This window comes from Streptomyces sp. NBC_00286, from assembly GCF_036173125.1.
Lineage (GTDB): Bacteria > Actinomycetota > Actinomycetes > Streptomycetales > Streptomycetaceae > Streptomyces.
The window spans coordinates 2,754,620-2,774,735 of record NZ_CP108054.1 but is presented as its reverse complement, the minus strand read 5'-3'; the positions used below and the strand labels follow the sequence as shown (position 1 = coordinate 2,774,735).

The window sequence follows — 20,116 nt, the reverse complement described above, 5'->3', positions numbered from 1 at the left end:
GCCCGGTAAGCGGTGAACTCCCCCTGCGGGGGCATTAGATTGGCTCGCTGATGGTGGATCGAACGGCTGGTCAGGGGACAAGGGCGATGGACAGCGACGGCATGCAGGACGCACGGGGCACACACGCCGATCGTGTGCCGCGCCCGGCGGGGCCGCCTCAGGTACCGCCACGGCCCGCGCAGGCGCCGGGCACGCCGCCGATGCCGGACGGTTCCGCCTTCCTGGCCTGGCTGCGGGCGCCGCGGCCCGAGGCGGCGCCGGGGGTGTGGCGGTTCGGGCACCGGCCGCGGCCGGACGAGGAGCCGGAGGTCGTTCCGACCCGGCAGTTGCTTAGTGGGGCGCTGATCGCTTTCCTGGTGGGGTGGCTGATCTGGTCGCTGTTGCAGAACGGTTACTTGGGCGACTGGTGGTGGGTGCCGCTATTCCTGCTCACACCCGACTCCTGGCGTGGCGGCAACAGTGCGATCGGCGACGTGGGCAATCTCTTCGTGTATCGGAGCTATCAGCTGCTTGTCGCCCTGGGCATCATGGTGGCGGTCGGGCGGCTCGGCCGCTGGAGTGAGGTCTGGCGACGCTTCGTCGCGCCTCTCTTCCGGCGCCGAGAGCCCCAGCAGGCGGCTCTCGAGCCCCAGGCCGACCCCGCCGAGTGGCCCGGCCTCCGCGATGCCGGAGCCACCGACGCCGCCGAACGGCTCGCCGCCGAGGCCCGCTCCGGGCTGATGTGCGACGTCGACCATGCCCGCATCACCCGCGCCTGGCAGGGCGTACGCAGCGGCCGGCACAGTCTCGCCACCTTCACCGGCGCCGTACTCAAGGACGGTGCCGCCGCCTGTCTGCACCCTTCTGGCGCGCGTGACCTTCCCGGCCGCCTCGCCCAGCACGACCTGGTCACCGGGCAGGTCCGGCTCGGCACGACCGCCGACGACCCGCGCAATCCGTACTCCTACCGCGGCACCGGCCTCGGCGTCGGCCCCGAACTCCTCTGCACCTCCCTGCTCGCCGTCGGCCCGGCCGGATCCGGCAAGACCAGTGGAGTCGTCTGGCCGCTCGCCGAGTCGCTGTGCCTGCACGCGCTCGCAGGACGGGCCGCCGTCGTAGTGGTCGGTGCCGCGGGCGCGGGGCTCGGGCCCGTCGACGCGTATGACGTCGTCGTACGGGTCGGAAACCCCGAGTCCGTCTACGACCTCGACCTGTACGGGGGCACCACCGACCCCGACGAGGCGGCGGCCGTACTCGCCGAGGCACTGGTCGGCGACCTCACCGATCCGCACCCCGGCGGAGACCACCGCCGCTCCACCACCGTGCTCGCCCAGCTCCTCGGCCCGTATCGCGCGGTCCACGGGCGCTTCCCCTCCGTGCCCGAACTGCGGCAGCTCCTCGACGGCGCCCCAGGCCCGCTCGGCGCGCTGCGCAAGGCGCTCACGGAGGCTGGACAGGAGTCGCTGCTGCGCGAACTCGACGCCCGGGAACGGCAGTTGGGGCAACCGGGCGATGTCGGCGGAGTACTGGCCGATCGAGTGGCGCTGCTGGACCGGCCCGCCTTCGCCGGTTTCTTCGATACGTCCGGTCAGTCCCGGCCCTTCTCCCTGCGCGCCCTGGACCACCCGGTGCGGGTACGCATCGACCTGCCCGCACGCGGGCACGCCGACGCCTCGCGGATCCTCGCGCGGCTGGTGCTCGCGCAGTTCACGGCGAGCGTGGCGGTACGTGAGGACCGGTCACTGTTCGCGTGTCTGGTGCTGGACGACGCGACGGGCGTCGTCACTCCCGAGGCCGTACGAGGAGTCCAGCGGCTGCGGTCGGCCAACGCCGGGGTGGTCATGACCCTGCGTACGCTCGACGATGTGCCGCGTCCGTTGCGATCGCCGCTGCTCGGGGCGATCGGCTGCCGGATGGCGCTGTCCGGGCTCACCCCCTGGGACGGGCAGGACTTCGCCGAGGTGTGGGGCAAGGAGTGGACCGAGGCGACGGACGTCACCGACCGGCAGATCATCGCCGAGACCCCGCTCGGCAAGACGGCCCACGCACTGCGCCGCGTGATCACGGGACGTGCGCCCACCGCCCGGGCCGTCACCGTCCGCCAGGTCGAACGTGAGCGGTGGTCCGCCTCCGACCTGGCGCATGCCGTGCCGCCCGGGCATGCGGTGCTGTCGCTCACGAGTGTGCGCGGGGAGCATGCGCCGCCGCTGCTGGTGGATCTACGCGGCTGAGCGGTCTCGGGGAGGTGGGGGCGTGCCTCACTTCGGCGAGACCGCTCAGTCCGACAGGTGGCAGAACATCTGGACATAAGGTGACGCGGTCACCGTACAGTGAGGCAGAATCGACACAGGTCGTTCATACGTGGCGGCCAAAAGTGCACATCCTCTGCCAGCCACGGCACTTCCGCCGCTTCGGTGAAGGCCTCGCCAGGAAGACCTGAAGGTCCCATGCCTCCGACGCTCGCCTCGCTCGTCCAGCACTCGGCGCTCAAACTCACCGTGCGCGCGGGCGAGGAGCACCTGGACCGGCCCGTCCGCTGGGCCCATGCCAGCGAACTCGCTGACCCCGTGCCGTACATGGACGGCGGGGAGCTGCTCCTGATCACCGCGCTCAAGCTGGAGGCGGAGAACCCCGAGGCCATGCGGCGCTACGTGAAGCGGCTGGCGGGGGCGGGGGTCGCGGGGATCGGGTTCGCTGTCGGGCTCCACTACGAGGAGATCCCGAAGGCGCTGGTCGACGCCGCCGAGAACGAGGGCCTGCCGCTCCTCGAAGTCCCGCGGCGCACCCCCTTCCTCGCCATCACCAAAGCCGTCTCCGCCGCGATCGCCGCCGATCAGTACCGCGCCGTGACCGCCGGCTTCGCCGCTCAACGCGAGCTGACCAAGCGGGCCTTGAGCGAGGGACCCGAGGGCCTGCTGGCCGCGCTGGCCTCGCAGGTCGACGGCTGGGCCGCTCTGTACGACGCGACCGGTGCCGTCGTCGCGACGGCGCCCGAGTGGGCGGGGCGACGGGCGGCTCTGCTCACCGCCGAGGTGGAGCGGTTGTGGGAGCGGCCCTTGCCTGCCAGTTCCGTCGTCGGGGGGTCCTCCGAGGAGGGTGAGGACGAGGACCGCGTCGAGTTGCACTCGTTGGGGACGGGGAAGCGGCCGCTGGGGGTGCTGGCCGTGGGTACCGCCGCGGCACTGGGCACGGCCGAGCGGTACGCCGTGCATTCCGCGATCGCCCTGCTGACGCTCACGACGGAGCGGTCGCGGTCGTTGTATGCCGCGGAGCAGCGGATCGGGGCGGCTGTGCTGCGCATGCTGCTGGCGGGGCAGCCGGATCATGCGCGGGCCGCTGCGGGGGATCTGTACGGGGAGCTGCTCGATGCTCCGTATCGGGTGATCCTTGCGGAGGCTGGGGCGGTGCCGGGGACGCGGGGGCGGGGTGTGGGTGGGGGGCTTGTCTCGGCCTCGCCCTCGGCTTCGGGGGCCGACGCCGGTGTGGCCGAAGCCGAGGGGGATCCGGTGGTTGGGTTCGCGGAGGTGGTCGAGGCCGCGGCTGCTCGGTCGGGGGAGGCCGTGCTGGTTGTGCCCGATGGGGAGCGGCTGGTCGTGTTGGCCGCTGACGGGGGTGCGGTGGTGGCGTCCTGCGCCCAGTACGCGGAGGCCCTGTTGGCCGAGCGGGGTTCCGCTGAGCAGGGCGGGGACGACGACGAGCTGGTGGTCGGGTTGTCGGCGCCCGCCGGGCCCATTGCCGCGGCGGCCGCCTATAAGCAGGCCGAACAGGCGCTGTCCGTTGCGCGGCGGCGGGGACGGGTGCTGGTTGAGCACGAGGAGTTGGCGGCGGGGTCTGTGGTGCCGTTGCTTGCGGATGACGCTGTGCGGGCGTTTGCGGATGGCTTGTTGCGGGCGTTGCATGAGCATGACGCCACGGGGCGGGGGGACTTGGTGGCTTCGTTGCGGGCCTGGTTGTCGCGCCATGGGCAGTGGGATGCGGCTGCGGCGGATCTTGGGGTGCATCGGCATACGTTGCGCTACCGGATGCGGCGGGTCGAGGAGATCCTCGGACGCTCGCTGGACGATCCGGATACGCGGATGGAGCTTTGGCTGGCCCTGAAGACGTCGGCGTCCGGCGGCTAGTAGACTGTCGCGACTAAGTGTCGTTCTGGTTGGTGGAGTTGGGGTCGGGCAGGCTTCGCTTGATGCTTCCGTTCGGCCGGGCAGGGGTGCCGTGTCCTCGCAGAAGAAGTATCCGGTTGTCTTGAGTGCCGAAGACCGTCGGGCGTTGGAGCGTGTGACGACGACGGGGGTCCGCAGCGCGTCGATGATCAGGCGGGCGCGGGTGCTGCTCGCGTTGGACACCTCGGCCGGCGAGGTCGCTCCGCGGGCGGTGATCGCGGAGCGGGTCGGGGTCTCGTGCGATTCGGTCCGCCTGATCTCGAAGCGGTACGCGGAGACCGGCGGCGATGTGTGGGCCACGGTCGGCCGGAAGGAACGCGCACTGCCGCCGGTGCCCTCCCCGGTGACCGGCGAGGTCGAGGCAAGGCTGATTGCGCTGGCCTGCTCGAAGCCGCCCAAAGGACACGCCCGCTGGTCGCTGCGCCTGCTGGAGAAGCACGTCGCGCTGGCCGAGGACATCCCGGATCTGGACCACTCCACGATCGGGCGGGTCTTAAAAAAACGGAACTGCGCCCTCACGTGAAGAAGTGCTGGACCATCCCGCCCGCTGCGAATGCGGCCTTCGCCGCGGCGATGGAGGATGTCCTGGCGGTCTACCACCGGCCCTTCGACCCGACGCGCCCGGTGGTGTGCATGGACGAGAAACCGTACCAGTTGCTCGGCCACGTCCGTGATCCGCTTCCCGCGCGGCCGGGCCGTGACCGCCGCGAGGACAACGAGTACGTCCGCTCGGGGACCTGCTCGATCTTCTGCTGGGTCGAGCCGCTGCGCGGATGGCGACGCGTGGACGCGCAGCCCCGCCGGACCAGGGTCGACTGGGCGCACCAGGTCGAGCACCTGCTGACCGTGGACTACCCCGACGCCGCCACGGTCGTGCTGGTGATGGACAACCTCAACACCCACACCACCGCCTCGCTCTACGAGGCGTTCGACCCGGCAAAGGCCTTCGCGCTGACCCAGCGCCTGGAGATCCACCACACCCCCAAACACGGGTCCTGGCTCAACATCGCCGAGATCGAGCTCTCCGCGCTCACCCGCCAGTGCCTGGACCGCCGCCTCGACGACCTCGCCGTACTCAACGCCGAACTTGCTGCCTGGCAGCAACAGACCAACAGCAACCAGCGCCAAGTCGACTGGCAGTTCACCACCGACGACGCACGCGTGAAACTACGCCACCTCTACCCAACCACACAGCGAAATTAAGCCGCGACAATCTACTAGGCGGATTTTTCCCCAGCTCCGCCCCTTCCCGGCTGTAACAATTTGCGGCTCCGCCGCGTGGGGGGTCTGCGCCCCCAGGCCCCTCTGCCTCCGGCGGGGTGGGTGGGCGCCTACCGCGGGTGGGTGGGGTGCTCACCGTGAGTGGGTGGGTGCCTACCGGGGTGGGGTGTTGGGGTCGTGTCGCGGCTGCGGGTGCGTTGTGGCTGGTCGCGCAGTTCCCCGCGCCCCTGAAAAGCCTGCGACTGCCCGCGCCCCGAAGAGCAAGCGAACCGAAATAGCCCGCGATCTGAAAAGCCCGTGCCCGGAAGGCGCCTGCGCCCCGAGCAACCCCGCGGCCCGGAAAGCAAGCCCCCGGAGGGATCCCGGACCCCCTACTACCCGCGGCTTTCCGCCGGTGGGAGGGGCCGTGGGCCGGTGCGTCGTATGCCCGTCGCTTAGCTTCGGTCTGGGCATACCAGAACCCTGTGTCAGCACGGGGTCGTATGCCCTGTTGGCGACGGGCTGACGCACCGGACCGCGGCCCCGCACCCACCACGCACCCCAGGGGCGCGGGGAACTGCGCGAGCAACCACAACGCACCCGCAGCCGAAAACGAACCCGACCGCCCAACCGCCGGAGGCACCCCGCGGGGCGGTGTCAATTTGCGGCTCCGCCGCGTGGGCGCGACCAGCCACGACGGCGCCGCAGCCACCCAACCGCCATCCGCCAAAGTGGAGCACCGACCACGGCGAGTGGTACAGGCCGGACAAGCGACCCGCCCAGGCCGGCAGGCCTACCGTGGACCGCGTCCAAACACACGTACAACGCCACCCCAAACCGAAGGGCCGGACCCCATGAAAGACACGCACGCCTTCTGGCTCGCCGGCCGCCAGGCCACAGGTGACACCACGTTCGAGGTGACGTCCCCGTGGGACGGCCGCATCGTCGGGACCGTGAGCGTGCCGAGTGACGCGCAGGTCGACGAGGCCGTCTCCGCCGCGCACGCCGCCCGTGACGAGTTCGCCGCCACCCCGGCCCACATCCGCGCCGCCACCCTCGACCACGTATCCCGCCGCCTCCGCGAGCGAGGCGAGGAGATCGCCCGCCTCATCTCCGCCGAGAACGGAAAGCCGCTCAAGTGGGCCCGCGGAGAAGTCGGAAGGGCCGTCTCCGTGTTCCGGTTCGCGGCCGAGGAAGCCCGGCGGTTCAACGGCGGCGAGGCTCAGCGCCTCGACACCGACCCCGCCGGACAGGGGCGGCTGGCCGTCACGCGCCGCTTCCCCAAGGGCGCCGTCCTCGGCATCGCACCCTTCAACTTCCCCCTCAACCTCTGCGCCCACAAGATCGCCCCAGCCATCGCCGCAGGCGTCCCGATCATCCTGAAGCCCGCCCCTGCGACCCCGCTCTCAGGCCTGATGATCGGCGAACTGCTCGCCGAAGCCGAGAGCGAAGCCGGGACCAAGCTCCCCAGCGGAGCGTGGAGCATCCTCCCCGTCGCCAACGACCGCATGCCCGCCCTCGTACAGGACGAGCGCCTGCCCGTCATCTCGTTCACCGGCTCCGAGAAGGTCGGCTATTCGATCATGGACTCGGTGCCGCGCAAACACTGCACCCTGGAACTCGGCGGAAACGGCGCCGCCGTCGTCCTCGCCGACTACGCCAGTGACGAGGACCTGGACTGGGCGGCAACCCGTATCGCCACCTTCTCCAACTACCAGGGCGGCCAGTCCTGCATCTCCGTCCAGCGAGTGATCGCCGACGCCTCCGTGTACGACCGGCTGGTGCCCCGCATCATCGCCGCCGTCGAGGCTCAGGTGACCGGCGACCCCTCCGACGAGGCGACCGACGTCGGCCCGCTGGTCAGCGAGGACGCCGCCGAGCGCGTGGAGGCGTGGGTCGACGAGGCGGTCGCGGCCGGAGCCCGGCTGCTGACCGGCGGCAAACGCGACGGGGCCACGTACGCACCGACCGTTCTCGCCGATGTGCCCACCGACGTCACCCTGTACTGCGAGGAGGTCTTCGGGCCCGTCCTCACCCTGCAGAAGGTCGACGGAGAGGCCGCCGCCTTCGCCGCCGTCAACGACTCCAAGTACGGCCTCCAGGCAGGGGTGCTCACCCACGACCTGCAGACCGCCTTCCGCGCGCACCGGGCGCTGGAGGTCGGCGGCGTGATCATCGGCGACGTCCCCTCATATCGCGCCGACCAGATGCCATACGGCGGAGTGAAGCAGTCCGGCGTCGGGCGCGAGGGCGTGAAGTTCGCGATGGAGGACTACACCTACGAGCGGGTCATGGTGCTGACCGGGCTCAACCTCTAGCCCAGAATTTAGCCTTAAGCCCATAAATCGTCCGCAAGCCGACAGCTCAGCCGCCCCTGGCTTGTGACAATCGTTTTCATGTAGGCTCGACCCGTATCCCGGGATGAAGGGGCCCGGCACCGATGCCTTCCGGTGCCGGGCCCTCCCTGTGCGTCGGCCTGGTCCGGACCCTCAACCGGAGAAGCCGACGCGCGCAAGCCGAACCCGGCCGCGCAGCCTGATGTGCAGGTCGTGAACCCCGGTGACGTGCGTCGTCATCGGTCCGGTCACGGTGGTGTAGTCGTACGGACCTGTCGTCGCCGGGATGTCCAGCCGCGCCAGCACCCGGCCATCCGCCAGCACTCGGCCATCCGCCAGTGCCACCTCGACCGAACCCTCACCCGCCACCTCGACGGAGACCGCACCCGCACCACCCCCGAAGTCGCAGGCCCGGAAGATCAGTTCGGCCTCAGCTCCGCCCTCACCCGCCGCCTCACTCCCGCCCGCCGGCGTCACCGCATCCCCCGACACCTTCGTTCGGTCGACGATCTCGGCCGCCCGTTGCTCGTCGAAGTCGGCGGCGTTCAGGCCGAGTCCGAGGACCGGACGGGGAGGCGTGGGAGTGCCGTCGAGGTCGATCGTGCAGCGCAGGCGGATGTCCTCGCTGGACGCGCCCACGAGCACCTCGTACGCTCCCGGCTCCAGCCGCCACCTCCCGTGGGCCACATCCCAGAACTCGAAGGTGTGCAGCGGGAGTTCGAAGGAGAGCTCGGCGGAGGCGCCGGGGGCCAGGTGGATGCGGCGGTGTGCCGCAAGTTCCCGGCGCGGGCGCGGGACCGAGGGGTGCACCGCGCGCGTGTAGAGCTGGACGACCTCGTCGGCGGCCACCCGGCTCGTGTTGGTGACCGTGACGGAGGCCTTCAACTCGCCATCGCCCGGCTCGACTTGAAGGCCGTCGTAGGCGAAGGACGCGTACGACAGGCCGTGGCCGAACGGGAAGAGCGGGGTGCCCTCGAAGTAGAGGTACGTCTGGCGGCTGCCGATCACGTCGTAGTCGAGGAGGTCGGGAAGGTCCGCGTCGGAGGCGTACCAGGTCTGTGGGAGGCGCCCTGCCGGGGAGACGTCGCCTGCCAGGACGCGAGCCAGGGCGGGGCCGGCCGCCTGGCCGCCGTGGGCCGTCCACAGCAGGGCCGGGAGGTCCTCGGGGTCCACCGCGTAGGGGTAGGCGGAGACGAGGGTCAGGGCCGTGTTCGGGTTCGCGGCACGGGCGGCCCGCAGCAGGCGCTCCTGGTGCTCGGGGAGGCGGAGCGTCGTACGGTCCTCCGTCTCGCGGCCGTTGATGTGCGGGTCGTTGCCCGCGACCACGACCACCACGTCCGCGGTGGCGGCGGCCCGCGTCACCGCGTCCTCGCCACGCTCCGTGACGACGACCTCGAAGGTCTCCGCGTCGCGCGGATCGTCGGCGGCAACCTTCACGCCGTCGGCGGCGACAGTGACGTACCGACCAGTCCCCAGGTGCTTCAGGAGGTGCCCGTTCGCGTGGGAATCACTGGGTTCCAGGGGTTCCAGGGGTTCCAGGCGGAATGTCTCCTGGACGATCCAGCCGCCGGGCTGGTCCGCCGACGCCCGTACGCAGCCGTCGTCGGCCACGGAGAGGTAGCGGCCGTCGGGGGCGCGGAGAGTGAGGACGCCCTCGCCCCAGTCGATCAGCGCGAGGTCCGTACCGGTGACGTCGGTGGTCAGCGGGGGCAGGTCGGTGCGGCCCGCGAGGAGGGCCGGGTCCAGCGCGCCCTCGGCGCCGCGGGCTTCGTCGGTCACGTCGTCGGCGAGGGGCACGCTCAGATACGTACCGGCCGAGGTCTTCAGGCGTACGCGGTCCACGCCCTCCGCGAAGTCGACGTGCTCGGCGCCGAAGCGCTCGTACAGGCCCTCGAGGGGTGTGGAGCGGTGGATGAGCGTGCCGCTGTACCAGTCGAGCTTGCACTCGTCGGCGAGGAGGCCGACCACGGCGATGCGGGTGCCTTCGGCGAGGGGCAACAGGTCGTCGTTCTTGAGGAGGACGATCGCCTGTTCCGCGGCCTCCTGGGCGAGTGCGCGGTGGGCCGGGGTGTCGAAGGTCTTCGTGTCCGCGTACGGGTCCAGGTGGGGGTCGAACTCGCCGAGCCGGAAGCGGACCGCGAGCTGGCGGCGGACCGCGGTGTCGATGTCCGCCTCGGTCAACAGGCCCTGGTCCAGGGCGCACTGGACACGTTCGACGATCTTCGAGCTGTCCGTGCCGTGGTCCGTGAAGCTGTCCACGCCCGCGCGCAGGGCCGCGGCCGTCGCCTCCTCGTGGGTGTCGAAGTAGTGCTCGGAGTCGACCAGGTTGGAGGGCGCGCCCGCGTCCGAGCAGACCAGGAGGTCCTGGTCCGTCCAGGTGCGCAGGTGCTCGTTCAGATACGGCGATACGTGGTTGGGGCGGCCGTTGACCAGGTTGTACGCGGGCATCACGCCGGCCACCGTGCCCGCCTCGACCGTCGCGCGGAAGGCGCGGAGGTCGTACTCGTGCAGGACGCGGGGCCGGACGGACGACGAGGTGATGTCCCGCTGCGTCTCGTTGTTGTGCGCGAGCCAGTGCTTGAGGACGGGGGCCGTGCGCCAGTACGCGGGGTGGTCGCCGCGCAGGCCGCGGGTGTACGCCGTCGCGATCGCCGAGGTGAGCCTGGGGTCTTCGGAGTAGCCCTCCTCGTTGCGGCCCCAGAGGGGGTGGCGCAGGAGGTTGACCGTGGGCGCCCAGACGTTGAGGCCGATGCGGTCGTCGCGGGCGCGCATCGCGCGGGCCTCGGTGGAGACGGCCTCGCCGACGCGGCGTACGAGATCGTCGTTCCAGGTCGCGCCGAGGCCCACCGCCTGCGGGAACACGGTCGCCGGGCCCATCCAGGCCACGCCGTGCAGCGCCTCCTGGCCGGTGCGGAACGCGGCGACGCCGAGCCGCTCCACCGCGGGCGCGAACTGGTGCAGCAGCGCGATGCGTTCGGCCACGGTGAGCCGCGACAGGAGATCGTCGACGCGCTTCGCGAAGGGCAGCTGCGAGTCGCGGAAAGGCGGCGTTTGTGCGGTCACGCTGGCATCCCTTTGTGGAGGAGCGATGAAGAGCTTTCGAAGCGCTTCGATGCTCATTCGACCGGAGGGTGGGTGTCAAGACATCCCGCGGCAACATCTCCGCATCCTCTCGGGGGTTACAAGGCCCAGATCAGACTGGTTCAGTCCTTTGCACCTCGGAGGAATGTTCGGAACGACTCTTGTGCACCCTTGGGTGTTCACTTAACCTCGCAGCAACATCGAAGCGCTTCGACTGGTCGAACAGGCCGCACCTGCGGTCACAGTTCCTCCGAGCTCCGCTTCAGCTCAGCCAGTTCCACTCAAGACACCACAGCCGACGACCTCTCCGCCGGGTGTCCTGCTGTGCGCCATGAAGGGTTGACGCAATGACGCCGAACACCTCCGCCCCCAGCCGGAGAAGCTTCCTCGCCTCCACGGCGGTCGCCGCCGCCGCGGTGGCCGGAGGCGTGCCGCTGCTGTCCGCCTGCGGCGGCTCCCAGGAGGGCCGCAAGGAAGGCACCACGTCCGGCAAGGACGCCGCGAAGCTCCTCCCGGCCTACGTGGCATCGACCGTGGTGGCGCCCGACATCCCGGCGAAGAACGGCTCGGCGGCCGGTTTCACCAAGGCGATCCCCACGGCCGAGCTGAAGGCGTCGGTGGCCAAGAAGATGGGCAGCGGCGGCAAGCTCACGATCCTGTCGCCGTTCTACGGAACCCCGCCGAAGACCGACAACCCGTACTACAAGGCCATGAACGAGGCCATCGGCGTCGACGTCACCTGGCAGAACCAGGACGGCGTCACCTACGACCAGAAGCTCGGCGCGGTCCTCGCCGGCAACAACATCCCCGACGTGGTGACCGTGCCGGGCTGGAACATGATGGGCCGGATACCCAGCGCCATCAACGCCAAGTTCGCCGACCTCGGCCCGTATCTGTCCGGCGACAAGGTCAGGGACTACCCGAACCTCGCGGCCGTCCCCACCGAGGCCTGGCAGCGCGCCATCTTCGGCGGTCAGCTGCGGGCGATCCCGATGCCCGCCTCGTACGTCACGGACATCGCGCCCATGTACCGCAGGGACCTGTTCAAGGAGAAGGGCTACAGCCTCCCCACGAGCCCCGACGAGTTCCTGTCCTGGGCGAAGGAAGCGAACGACCCCAAGTCGAAGCTCTGGGCCTGCGACGACATGAAGTGGTCGGCGTTCAACATCTTCGGATGCCTGTCGGGCAGCGACAAGGCGCTGTGGTGGAATCTGCAGGACGGCAAGCTGATCAACCGCGTCGAGACCGAGCAGTACCTCGAAGCCCTGGAGTGGACGCGCAAGCTCTACGCGGCCAAGGTGGTCCACCCGGACGCGGTCAGCGGCAAGGACGGCGGCACCTCGGGCAACCGTTTCACCGCCGGCGAGGTGCTGGTCTACAACAACAACATCTCCGACTGGTGGGGCAAGACCGCCGAACAGGCCACCCAGAACCCGGACTTCGACATGGCCGCGTTCGACTACTTCGGCCCGGACGGCGGCGACCCGACGCTGTGGGCGGTCCAGCCCGCCAACATCTTCACCTTCATCAGCAAGAAGGCGACCGAGGCACAGATCAAGGACTTCCTGGCCCTCTGCAACTTCTGCGCGGCGCCGTACGGCACCAAGGAGTTCATGCTCACCGCGTACGGCGTCGAGGGCGTCGACTACGAGATCAAGAAGGGCCTGCCGGTCAAGACGACCCAGGGCGTCAACGAGGTCAACGGCGCCTACGACTACACCGGCAACCCCGCCCCGTACGTCGCCTTCCCCGACTTCCCCGAGGTCACCAAGGGCATGGTCGAGTGGCAGCAGCGGATGGGCGCCTTCACCAAGAAGTCCTCCTTCTTCGGCCTGTACGTCACCGAGCCCAACCGCTGGGCCAACCTCGCCGACGACTTCGAGCAGCTCGAGGACGACGTGGTGCGCGGCCGCAAGAAGATCAGCGATGTCCAGCAGGCCGTGTCCGACTGGAAGAAGAAGGGCGGCGACGACCTGCGCGACTGGTACAAGAAGCTGCTCGACGACAACGGGTCGGCGAACTGACCCGGGGCTGAGGCGAGGAGAAGACCGTGTCCCACAGCACGGTGCCCCGGTCCAGGGCCGAGGCGAAGACCCCAGCGGAGGATCCGGCGTCGTTCGACGGCGCCGGACGCCGCTCCTGGTTCCGGCCGCCGTTCCGATCCGGGTCGCGGTCCCGGTCGCGCGAGGACAAGCGCCGGGGGAAGCTGAGCCTCCGGCTCCGGTTCAAGCGCGACCGCACGCTGATCCTGATGACCCTGCCGGCGGTGCTGTTGATCCTGGTCTTCAACTACGTGCCGATCCTCGGCAACGTCGTCGCCTTCCAGGACTACGACCCGTACCTCAGCGAGAACGGTTTCGTCGCCATCTTCCAGAGTCCCTGGATCGGCTTCGAACAGTTCGAGCGGATCTTCGCGGACTCGGCTTTCTGGCACGCGGTGCAGAACACGTTCGTACTGTTCTTCCTGCAACTGGTGCTGTTCTTCCCGATCCCGATCCTGCTCGCGCTCCTCATCAACAGCGTGGTCAGGCCCCGGGTACGGGCCCTCGCCCAGGCGATCATGTACCTGCCGCACTTCTTCTCCTGGGTCCTCGTCGTCACCGTCTTCATGCAGATCTTCGGCGGCGCGGGCATCATCGCGCAGACCCTCCGCCAGCACGGCTACGAGGGCTTCGATCTGATGACCAACCCGGAGACCTTCAAGTACCTGGTCACGCTGGAAATGGTCTGGAAGGACGCGGGCTGGGGCATCATCGTCTTCCTCGCGGCACTGTCGTCCGTCTCCAACGACCTGTACGAGGCCGCCACCATGGACGGCGCCGGACGCTGGCGGCGCATGTGGCACATCACGCTGCCCGCCCTGCGCCCGGTGATCGCTCTGCTGCTGGTGCTGCGCGTCGGCGACGCCCTCACCGTCGGCTTCGAACAACTGCTGCTCCAACGGCAGGCGGTGGGCGTCGCCGCCTCCGATGTGCTCGATACCTATGTGTGGTGGAACGGCATCCGTAACCAGGACTTCAGCTATGCCGCCGCCGCAGGACTCGTCAAGGGCTTCGTCGGCCTGGCACTGGTGCTGACCGCCAACAAGGTCGCCCATCTCATGGGTGAGCAGGGGGTGTACAAGAAGTGAGCGCTGTCCTCGACAAGCCGGCCGACGAGAAGCCGGCGGCGAAGAAACCGAGTCCCTGGGCGGCCCCTCCCCGCCCGGTCTGGGAGGAGGAGCCGGCCAAGGCCGGCCTTGCGGGCAAGGGTCTCGTCCTGAGCCTCGCCTGCTTGGCGATCCTCTTCCCGCTGTGGATCGTCATCGTCACCAGCCTCCAGTCGAAGAAGACCATCGACGAGGCCGGCGGTCTGGTGGTGATCCCCAAGGGCATCACCTTCGTCGCCTACCAGGAACTCCTCAGCGGCGGCCAGGTCCAGCGCGCCGCACTGGTCAGCGTCGGGGTGACCCTGGTCGGCACGCTGTTCAGCATGGCCGTGTCGGTGCTGTGCGCATACGGCCTCTCGCGCAGCGGCTCGCTCGCCCACCGCGGGATCCTGATGACGCTCCTGGCGACCATGTTCTTCGGCGCCGGCCTGATCCCGACGTACCTGCTGGTGCAGGGGCTCGGACTCACCGACACGTACCTCGCGCTGATCCTCCCCAGCGCGGTGAGCGTCTTCAACATCCTTGTCCTGCGGGCGTTCTTCATGGGCATCTCCCAGGAACTCATCGACAGCGCTCGCATCGACGGGGCCGGCGACTGGCGCATCCTCTGGAAGATCGTGATGCCGCTGTCGCGCGCGGTGCTCGCGGTGATCGCGCTCTTCTACGCGGTGGGTTACTGGAGCGCCTGGTTCAACGCGTCGATCTATCTGACCGACCAGGACATGATGCCGCTGCAGAACGTGATGATTCAGCTGGTGCAGAAGCAGGAGCGGCCGGTCGGTCTCTCCGCCCAGGTCAACACGGGTGAGCTGTCCGCTCTGGCTTTGCAGATGGCCGTGATGGTGCTGGCGCTTATTCCGGTGGCTGTGCTTTCGCCGTTTGTGCAGCGGCATTTCAAGAAGGGCATGTTGACCGGCGCGGTCAAGGGCTGACCACGCCAGCCTGCTCCTATGGGGCAGTTGGACAACTGCGGGTCCGTTGTGGCTGGTCGCGCCCGCGCGGCGGAGCCGCAAATTGACACAGCCCCGCGCCCCTAAAGGGGCGCCCCACCCCCGTTTCGCTATAGGGCACCGTCCGCTGCTCTTCACGCGCAGCCGTCCCCACCCCCACTCCTCTCTCGCAGAACGAGGTATGTCATGCACACGCCCCGCCCGAGCAGACGCGTCGTCCTCGCCGGGACCGCCGCTGCCGCCGCGCTCTCCGTCGTCAGCCCTCTGGCACAGGCAGCCCCAGCCCCCGCCCCATCGCCGGCCGGCGACCCCCGCTACCGCTGGCGCAACGTCGTCATCGGCGGTACCGGATTCATCACCGGTGTGCTGTTCCACCCCTCCGTGCGCGGGCTCGCCTACGCCCGTACCGACATCGGTGGCCCCTACCGCTGGGACGACCGGGCCGCCCGCTGGACGCCGCTCACCGATCACCTCGGCTGGGACGACTGGAACCTCCTCGGGGTGGAGGCGATGGCCGTCGACCCCAAGCACCCGAACCGGCTGTACCTCTCCCTCGGCACCTACGCCCAGCCCTGGGCCGGCAACGGCGCCGTCCTGCGCTCCGAGGACCGCGGCGCCACCTGGTCCCGCACCGACCTGACCGTGAAGCTCGGCGCCAACGAGGACGGGCGCGGTACCGGCGAACGGCTCCTCGTCGACCCGCGCGACAGCGACACCCTGTGGCTGGGCACCCGGCACGACGGGTTGCTCAAGTCGACCGATCGCGGCGCCACTTGGGCAGCCGCGACCGACTTCCCGGCGAAGGCCGGCGCCTCCGGACAGGGCGTCACCTTCCTCCTCGCGGCCGGGCGCTCCGTCTACGCCGGCTGGGGTGACGGCGACGGCACGTCCGGCACGGCGAACCTGTACCGCACCGCCGACGGCACGAGCTGGGAGGCCGTGCCCGGGCAGCCGTCCGGCACCTCGGTGAAGGTCCCGATCCGGGCCGCGTACGACAGGCACACGCGCGAGCTGTACGTGACGTACGCCGACGCGCCCGGACCCAACGGCCAGTCCACCGGCAGCGTGCACAAGCTGCGTACCGCCACCGGCAAGTGGACCGAGGTGACCCCCGTGCAGCCCGGCGGCACCACCGAAGACGGCTCGGCTGACAACTTCGCCTACGGCGGGGTCGCCGTCGACGCCCGCCGCCCGGGCACCGTCGTCGTGTCCACCAACAACCGCTGGGCGGCCATCGACACGCTCTTCCGCTCGACCGACGGCGGCCGTACCTGGACGTCCCTCAAGGACGCGGCTGTCTTGGACGTATCGGAGACTCCCTTCCTCAACTGGGGTGCTGACAAGGCGAAGTTCGGCTGGTGGATCCAGGCGCTCGCCCTGGACCCGTACGACTCGAAGCACATCGTGTACGGGACCGGGGCGACCCTCTACGGCACCCGCGACCTCAAGCGCTGGGCGCCGCAGATCCGCGGCCTGGAGGAGACGTCCGTGCGCCAGCTGATCTCGCCCCCGGTCGGGGAGGCGCATCTGCTGAGCGGGCTCGGGGACATCGGCGTGATGTACCACGAGCGGCTCACGGCGTCTCCGTCGCGCGGCATGGCGGCGAACCCCGTGTTCGGGTCGGCGACGGGACTCGCGCAGGCCGCGGCCAAGCCGTCGTACGTCGTCCGGGCGGGCTTCGGCGACAACGGCAACGGCGCGTACTCGAACGACGGCGGCCGGACCTGGGCGCCCTTCAAGGCCCAGCCGGACATCGCCAAAGACGCACCGGGGCCGATCGCCACCAACGCCGACGGCAGTACGCTGTTGTGGTCCTTCGTGCACTGGGACGGCACGAAGTACGCAGCCCACCGCTCCACGGACAACGGCGCGACCTGGTCCGAGGTCTCCTCCTTCCCGAAGGGCGCCACGCCGGTCGCCGACCCGGCCGACCCGACGCTCTTCTACGCATACGACACCGACACAGGAACGCTATACGCCAGCACTGACAGTGGCCGTTCCTTCACGGCCCGTGCGGGCGGACTGCCGTCCGGGGACGCCCAGTTCAAGGTGGTCGCGGCCCCGGGACGCTCCGGTGACCTGTGGATTTCCGCGAAGGAGAACGGCCTCTTCCGGTCCACCGACGGCGGCGCCGCCTTCTCGAAGGTCGCGAGCTGCCGGTCATCCCACTGCCTCGGTTTCGGCAAGGCGGCCCGCCGCGCCGGCTACCCCGCGATCTATCAGGTCGGCGCGATCGAGGCAGGGTCCGTCACCGGCGTCCTCCGCTCCGACGACGGGGCCAGGACCTGGGTCCGTATCAACGACGACGCCCATCAATGGGGCTGGATCGGCGAGACCATCACCGGCGACCCACGCGTCCACGGCCGCGTCTACATCGCCACCAACGGACGCGGCATCCAGTACGGGGACCCGGCCTGATGTCCCCGCACTCGAACCCGCACCAGCGACCGGGCCTCGCTGACGCCACCCGCGGCCGCATCCTCTTCGGCGGCGACTACAACCCCGAGCAGTGGCCCGAGGAAACCTGGCACGAGGACGTACGCCTCATGAAGGCGGCCGGCGTCAACTCCGTCACCCTCGGCGTCTTCTCCTGGGCGAAGCTCGAACCCCGGCCCGGAGCAAGGGAGTTCGGCTGGCTCGACCGGCTGCTGGACCTCATGCGCGAGAACGGCATCGGCGTCGTCCTCGCCACGCCCACCTCCTCGCCCCCGCCCTGGATGGGCCGCCTGCACCCCGACACCCTGCCGCGCGACGAGGACGGCCGCACCGAATGGTGGGGCGGCCGTCAGCACTTCTCGCACTCCAGCGCCACCTACCGCCGTTACGCCGCCGCCATCACCGAGGACCTGGCCGCCCGTTACGGCAGCCATCCCGCCCTCACGATGTGGCACATCAACAACGAGTACTGCACCTACGACTGGGGCGACGAGGCCGCCGCCACCTTCCGCCGCTGGCTCCAGGACAAGTACGGCACCCTCGACGCCCTCAACACCGCCTGGGGAACGGCCTTCTGGAGCCAGGGCTACGGCGACTGGGACGAGGTCCTGCCACCCCGTCACGCCCACTACCTGAAGAACCCCACGCAGGTACTGGACTTCAAGCGCTACACCTCCGACATGCTCCTGGAGTGCTACGTCGCCGAGCGCGACATCGTCCGCAGGCACACCCCGCACATCCCGGTGACCACCAACTTCATGCCGATGTGGGCGGGACAGGACGCCTGGAGATGGTCCGAGGAGGAGGACCTCGTCTCCGTCGACATCTACCCGGACCCGCGCGACCCCTTCGGCGCCCAGAACGGCGCCCTCATCCAGGACATGACGCGCTCCCAGGCCTGCGGCGGCCCGTGGATGCTCATGGAACAGGCGGCCGGACCGGTCAACTGGCGGGGCGTCAACCACCCCAAGCCACGCGGCATGAACCGCCTCTGGTCGCTCCAGGCCGTCGCCCGCGGCGCCGACGCCGTCTGCTACTTCCAGTGGCGGCAGTCCCGGCAGGGCGCGGAGAAGTTCCACTCGGGCATGGTCAGCCACGCGGGGGAGGAGGGGCGTACCTACCAGGAGGTCAAACGGCTCGGCGCCGAACTCGCCGCGCTCGGCCCCGAAGTGATCGACAGCCGCATAGAGGCAGACGTCGCGATCCTGCACGAGTGGAATGCCTGGTGGGCGGGCGCCCAGGATGGCCGCCTCTCATCCGAGGTCGACTATCCGCAGGTCGTACACGCCTGGCACCGCGCCCTCTGGGAGGCCCACCTCACCGCCGACTTCGCCCACCCCGAGCACGACCTGTCCCCCTACAAGCTGGTCGTCGTCCCACAGTTGTACCTGCTCACGGACGCCGCGATCGACAATCTCCTGTCGTACGTACGAGCCGGGGGCACCCTCGTCTGCGGATTCCTGACCGGAGTCGCGGACGAGGACGACCGGGTGCGGCCCGGCGGCATGGACGCGCGGCTGCGGGAACTCTTCGGCATCCGCACCCTGCACGAGTGGTGGCCGCTCGATGCGGGGGAGAGCGTCGAATGCGACGGCTTCCGGGGGACCCTGTGGTCCGAGGAACTCGAAGCGGCGGGCGATGCCGAGCTGGTTGTCCCATACAAGGGCGGCGAGTTGGACGGCCTGCCCGCGCTGCTGCGCAAGGGGCGCGCCTGGTACATCTCCACGCTGCCCGAACCGCCCGCGCTGCGTGACCTGTTGGCGGACGTGGCGGCCGGTGCGGGAGTCCGGCCGCCACTCGACGGCCTTCCCCCGCAGGTCGAGGCTGTCCGCCGGGGCGAGTTGCTCTTCGTGTTCAACCACAGCCGAGAGACGGTCACCGTGGAGATTCCGGGCACCCATCGGGACCTCCTCACCGGCGAACTGGTCACCGACTCCGTGGAGTTGGCGCGCTACGGAGCGGCGGTGCTCGCGCCGTGAACACCCGATCCCAGGACTTCCTCCGGACCGCGCGACCGTTCTCGCCACGCGCCGGAGAAGACCGCGACTTCCCCCTGGAGCCGCGGTAGATCCACAGCATTTCCCCCCACCCATGGAAGGGACAGCCATGGCAACACGCACCCGCAGAAGGGTCGCCAAGGCCCTCATCGCCCCCGCACTCGCACTCGGCGCCACCATCGGCCTCGCCTCCGCGCCCGCCTCGGCCGCCGTCTGGAACTCCTGCGACCAGTGGGGCAACACCAGCCTGAACGGCTACACGCTCTACAACAACATCTGGGGCTCCGGAGCCGGCAGCCAGTGCATCTGGGCCAACTCCGGCACCAACTGGGGCGCCTGGGCCAACCACCCCAACACCGGCGGCATCAAGTCCTACCCCAACTCCAAGAAGGTGATCAACAAGTCGATCACCTCGCTCCGTTCGCTCAGCAGCAACTACAACGTCACGGTCCCGTCCTCGGGCGCGTACAACTCCTCGTACGATATCTGGGACACCGACTACGACTACGAGATCATGCTCTGGGTGAACTACAACGGAGCCGTCGGCCCGATCGGCACCTCGCAGGGCAGCGTCACCCTCGGCGGCCACACCTGGAACGTCTACAAGGGCAACAACGGCGCCAACGAGGTGTTCTCGTTCCTGCGCACCTCGGACTCGAACTCCGGCAGCGTCGACATGCTCCCGATCCTCAAGTGGATCAAGGACACCAAGGGCTGGATGGGCAACGAGACCATCGGTGACGTCCAGTTCGGCTACGAGATCACCTCGTCGTCCGGCGGTCTGGACTTCCGCACCAACAACCTGACCGTCAGCAGCAGTTGATCCAGG

At 69.7% G+C, this 20,116-nt stretch carries 12 protein-coding genes; 11 read left to right on the top strand and 1 reads right to left on the bottom strand.

The genetic code is table 11. The features are described 5' to 3' along the window. The first annotated feature begins 86 nt into the window (after window positions 1–86). The 5 genes from OHT21_RS12405 to OHT21_RS12385 all read left to right on the top strand — a co-directional run bounded on the left by OHT21_RS12405 (window position 87) and on the right by OHT21_RS12385 (window position 7,657). On the top strand, window positions 87–2,210 hold the full coding sequence (locus tag OHT21_RS12405) for an ATP-binding protein (protein WP_328768327.1): 2,124 nt from the start codon (window positions 87–89) through the stop codon (window positions 2,208–2,210). Between the two features lie 216 nt (window positions 2,211–2,426). Next, window positions 2,427–4,100, top strand: a complete 1,674-nt coding sequence (locus OHT21_RS12400) for a PucR family transcriptional regulator (protein ID WP_328768326.1) — start codon at window positions 2,427–2,429, stop codon at window positions 4,098–4,100. A 121-nt stretch (window positions 4,101–4,221) separates the two neighbouring features. After that, complete coding sequence (locus OHT21_RS12395) at window positions 4,222–4,662, top strand: helix-turn-helix domain-containing protein (RefSeq protein ID WP_328768325.1); 441 nt, start codon at window positions 4,222–4,224, stop codon at window positions 4,660–4,662. Next, a complete protein-coding gene (locus OHT21_RS12390) occupies window positions 4,659–5,342 on the top strand; it encodes an IS630 family transposase (protein ID WP_328766012.1) in 684 nt (227 codons plus the stop codon). The genes OHT21_RS12395 and OHT21_RS12390 overlap by 4 nt, the downstream gene beginning before the upstream one ends. Window positions 5,343–6,193: 851 nt before the next feature. Continuing rightward, window positions 6,194–7,657: an aldehyde dehydrogenase family protein gene (locus OHT21_RS12385; RefSeq protein ID WP_328768324.1), complete on the top strand. Its 1,464-nt coding sequence runs from the start codon at window positions 6,194–6,196 to the stop codon at window positions 7,655–7,657. Between the two features lie 171 nt (window positions 7,658–7,828). Here the strand turns inward: OHT21_RS12385 and OHT21_RS12380 are convergent, their stop codons facing one another. Further along, the gene (locus tag OHT21_RS12380; RefSeq protein WP_328768323.1) at window positions 7,829–10,738 is read right to left on the bottom strand and encodes a glycoside hydrolase family 3 C-terminal domain-containing protein; all 2,910 of its coding nucleotides are present in this window, start codon (window positions 10,736–10,738) and stop codon (window positions 7,829–7,831) included. A gap of 365 nt (window positions 10,739–11,103) precedes the next feature. Here OHT21_RS12380 and OHT21_RS12375 point away from each other — a divergent pair, with 365 nt between their 5' ends. The 6 genes from OHT21_RS12375 (at window position 11,104) to OHT21_RS12350 (ending at window position 20,110) form a co-directional block, all read left to right on the top strand. Further along, a complete protein-coding gene (locus tag OHT21_RS12375) occupies window positions 11,104–12,780 on the top strand; it encodes an extracellular solute-binding protein (protein ID WP_328768322.1) in 1,677 nt (558 codons plus the stop codon). Window positions 12,781–12,806: 26 nt separating this feature from the next. Beyond that, window positions 12,807–13,886 (top strand): ABC transporter permease, encoded by a 1,080-nt coding sequence (locus tag OHT21_RS12370; protein WP_328768320.1) that lies wholly within the window; start codon window positions 12,807–12,809, stop codon window positions 13,884–13,886. Beyond that, on the top strand, window positions 13,883–14,836 hold the full coding sequence (locus OHT21_RS12365) for a carbohydrate ABC transporter permease (RefSeq protein WP_328768319.1): 954 nt from the start codon (window positions 13,883–13,885) through the stop codon (window positions 14,834–14,836). Before OHT21_RS12370 ends, OHT21_RS12365 begins: the two co-directional genes overlap by 4 nt. Before the next feature lie 204 nt (window positions 14,837–15,040). Further along, window positions 15,041–17,272, top strand: coding sequence for a 1,4-beta-glucanase (locus OHT21_RS12360; RefSeq protein ID WP_328768318.1), 2,232 nt, complete (start codon window positions 15,041–15,043; stop codon window positions 17,270–17,272). Further along, complete coding sequence (locus OHT21_RS12355) at window positions 17,272–19,269, top strand: beta-galactosidase (protein WP_328768317.1); 1,998 nt, start codon at window positions 17,272–17,274, stop codon at window positions 19,267–19,269. The genes OHT21_RS12360 and OHT21_RS12355 overlap by 1 nt, the downstream gene beginning before the upstream one ends. 127 nt (window positions 19,270–19,396) lie before the next feature. Then, the gene (locus OHT21_RS12350; protein ID WP_328768316.1) at window positions 19,397–20,110 is read left to right on the top strand and encodes a glycoside hydrolase family 12 protein; all 714 of its coding nucleotides are present in this window, start codon (window positions 19,397–19,399) and stop codon (window positions 20,108–20,110) included. The last annotated feature ends 6 nt before the right edge of the window (window positions 20,111–20,116 follow it).

Bases quoted from the DNA above. Each gene is read 5' to 3' on its own strand.
- OHT21_RS12385 (WP_328768324.1), top strand. From the start codon at position 6,194: ATGAAAGACACGCACGCCTTCTGGCTCGCCGGCCGCCAGGCCACAGGT.
- OHT21_RS12360 (WP_328768318.1), top strand. From the start codon at position 15,041: ATGCACACGCCCCGCCCGAGCAGACGCGTCGTCCTCGCCGGGACCGCC.
- OHT21_RS12405 (WP_328768327.1), top strand. From the start codon at position 87: ATGGACAGCGACGGCATGCAGGACGCACGGGGCACACACGCCGATCGT.
- OHT21_RS12400 (WP_328768326.1), top strand. From the start codon at position 2,427: ATGCCTCCGACGCTCGCCTCGCTCGTCCAGCACTCGGCGCTCAAACTC.
- OHT21_RS12350 (WP_328768316.1), top strand. From the start codon at position 19,397: ATGGCAACACGCACCCGCAGAAGGGTCGCCAAGGCCCTCATCGCCCCC.
- OHT21_RS12355 (WP_328768317.1), top strand. From the start codon at position 17,272: ATGTCCCCGCACTCGAACCCGCACCAGCGACCGGGCCTCGCTGACGCC.
- OHT21_RS12375 (WP_328768322.1), top strand. From the start codon at position 11,104: ATGACGCCGAACACCTCCGCCCCCAGCCGGAGAAGCTTCCTCGCCTCC.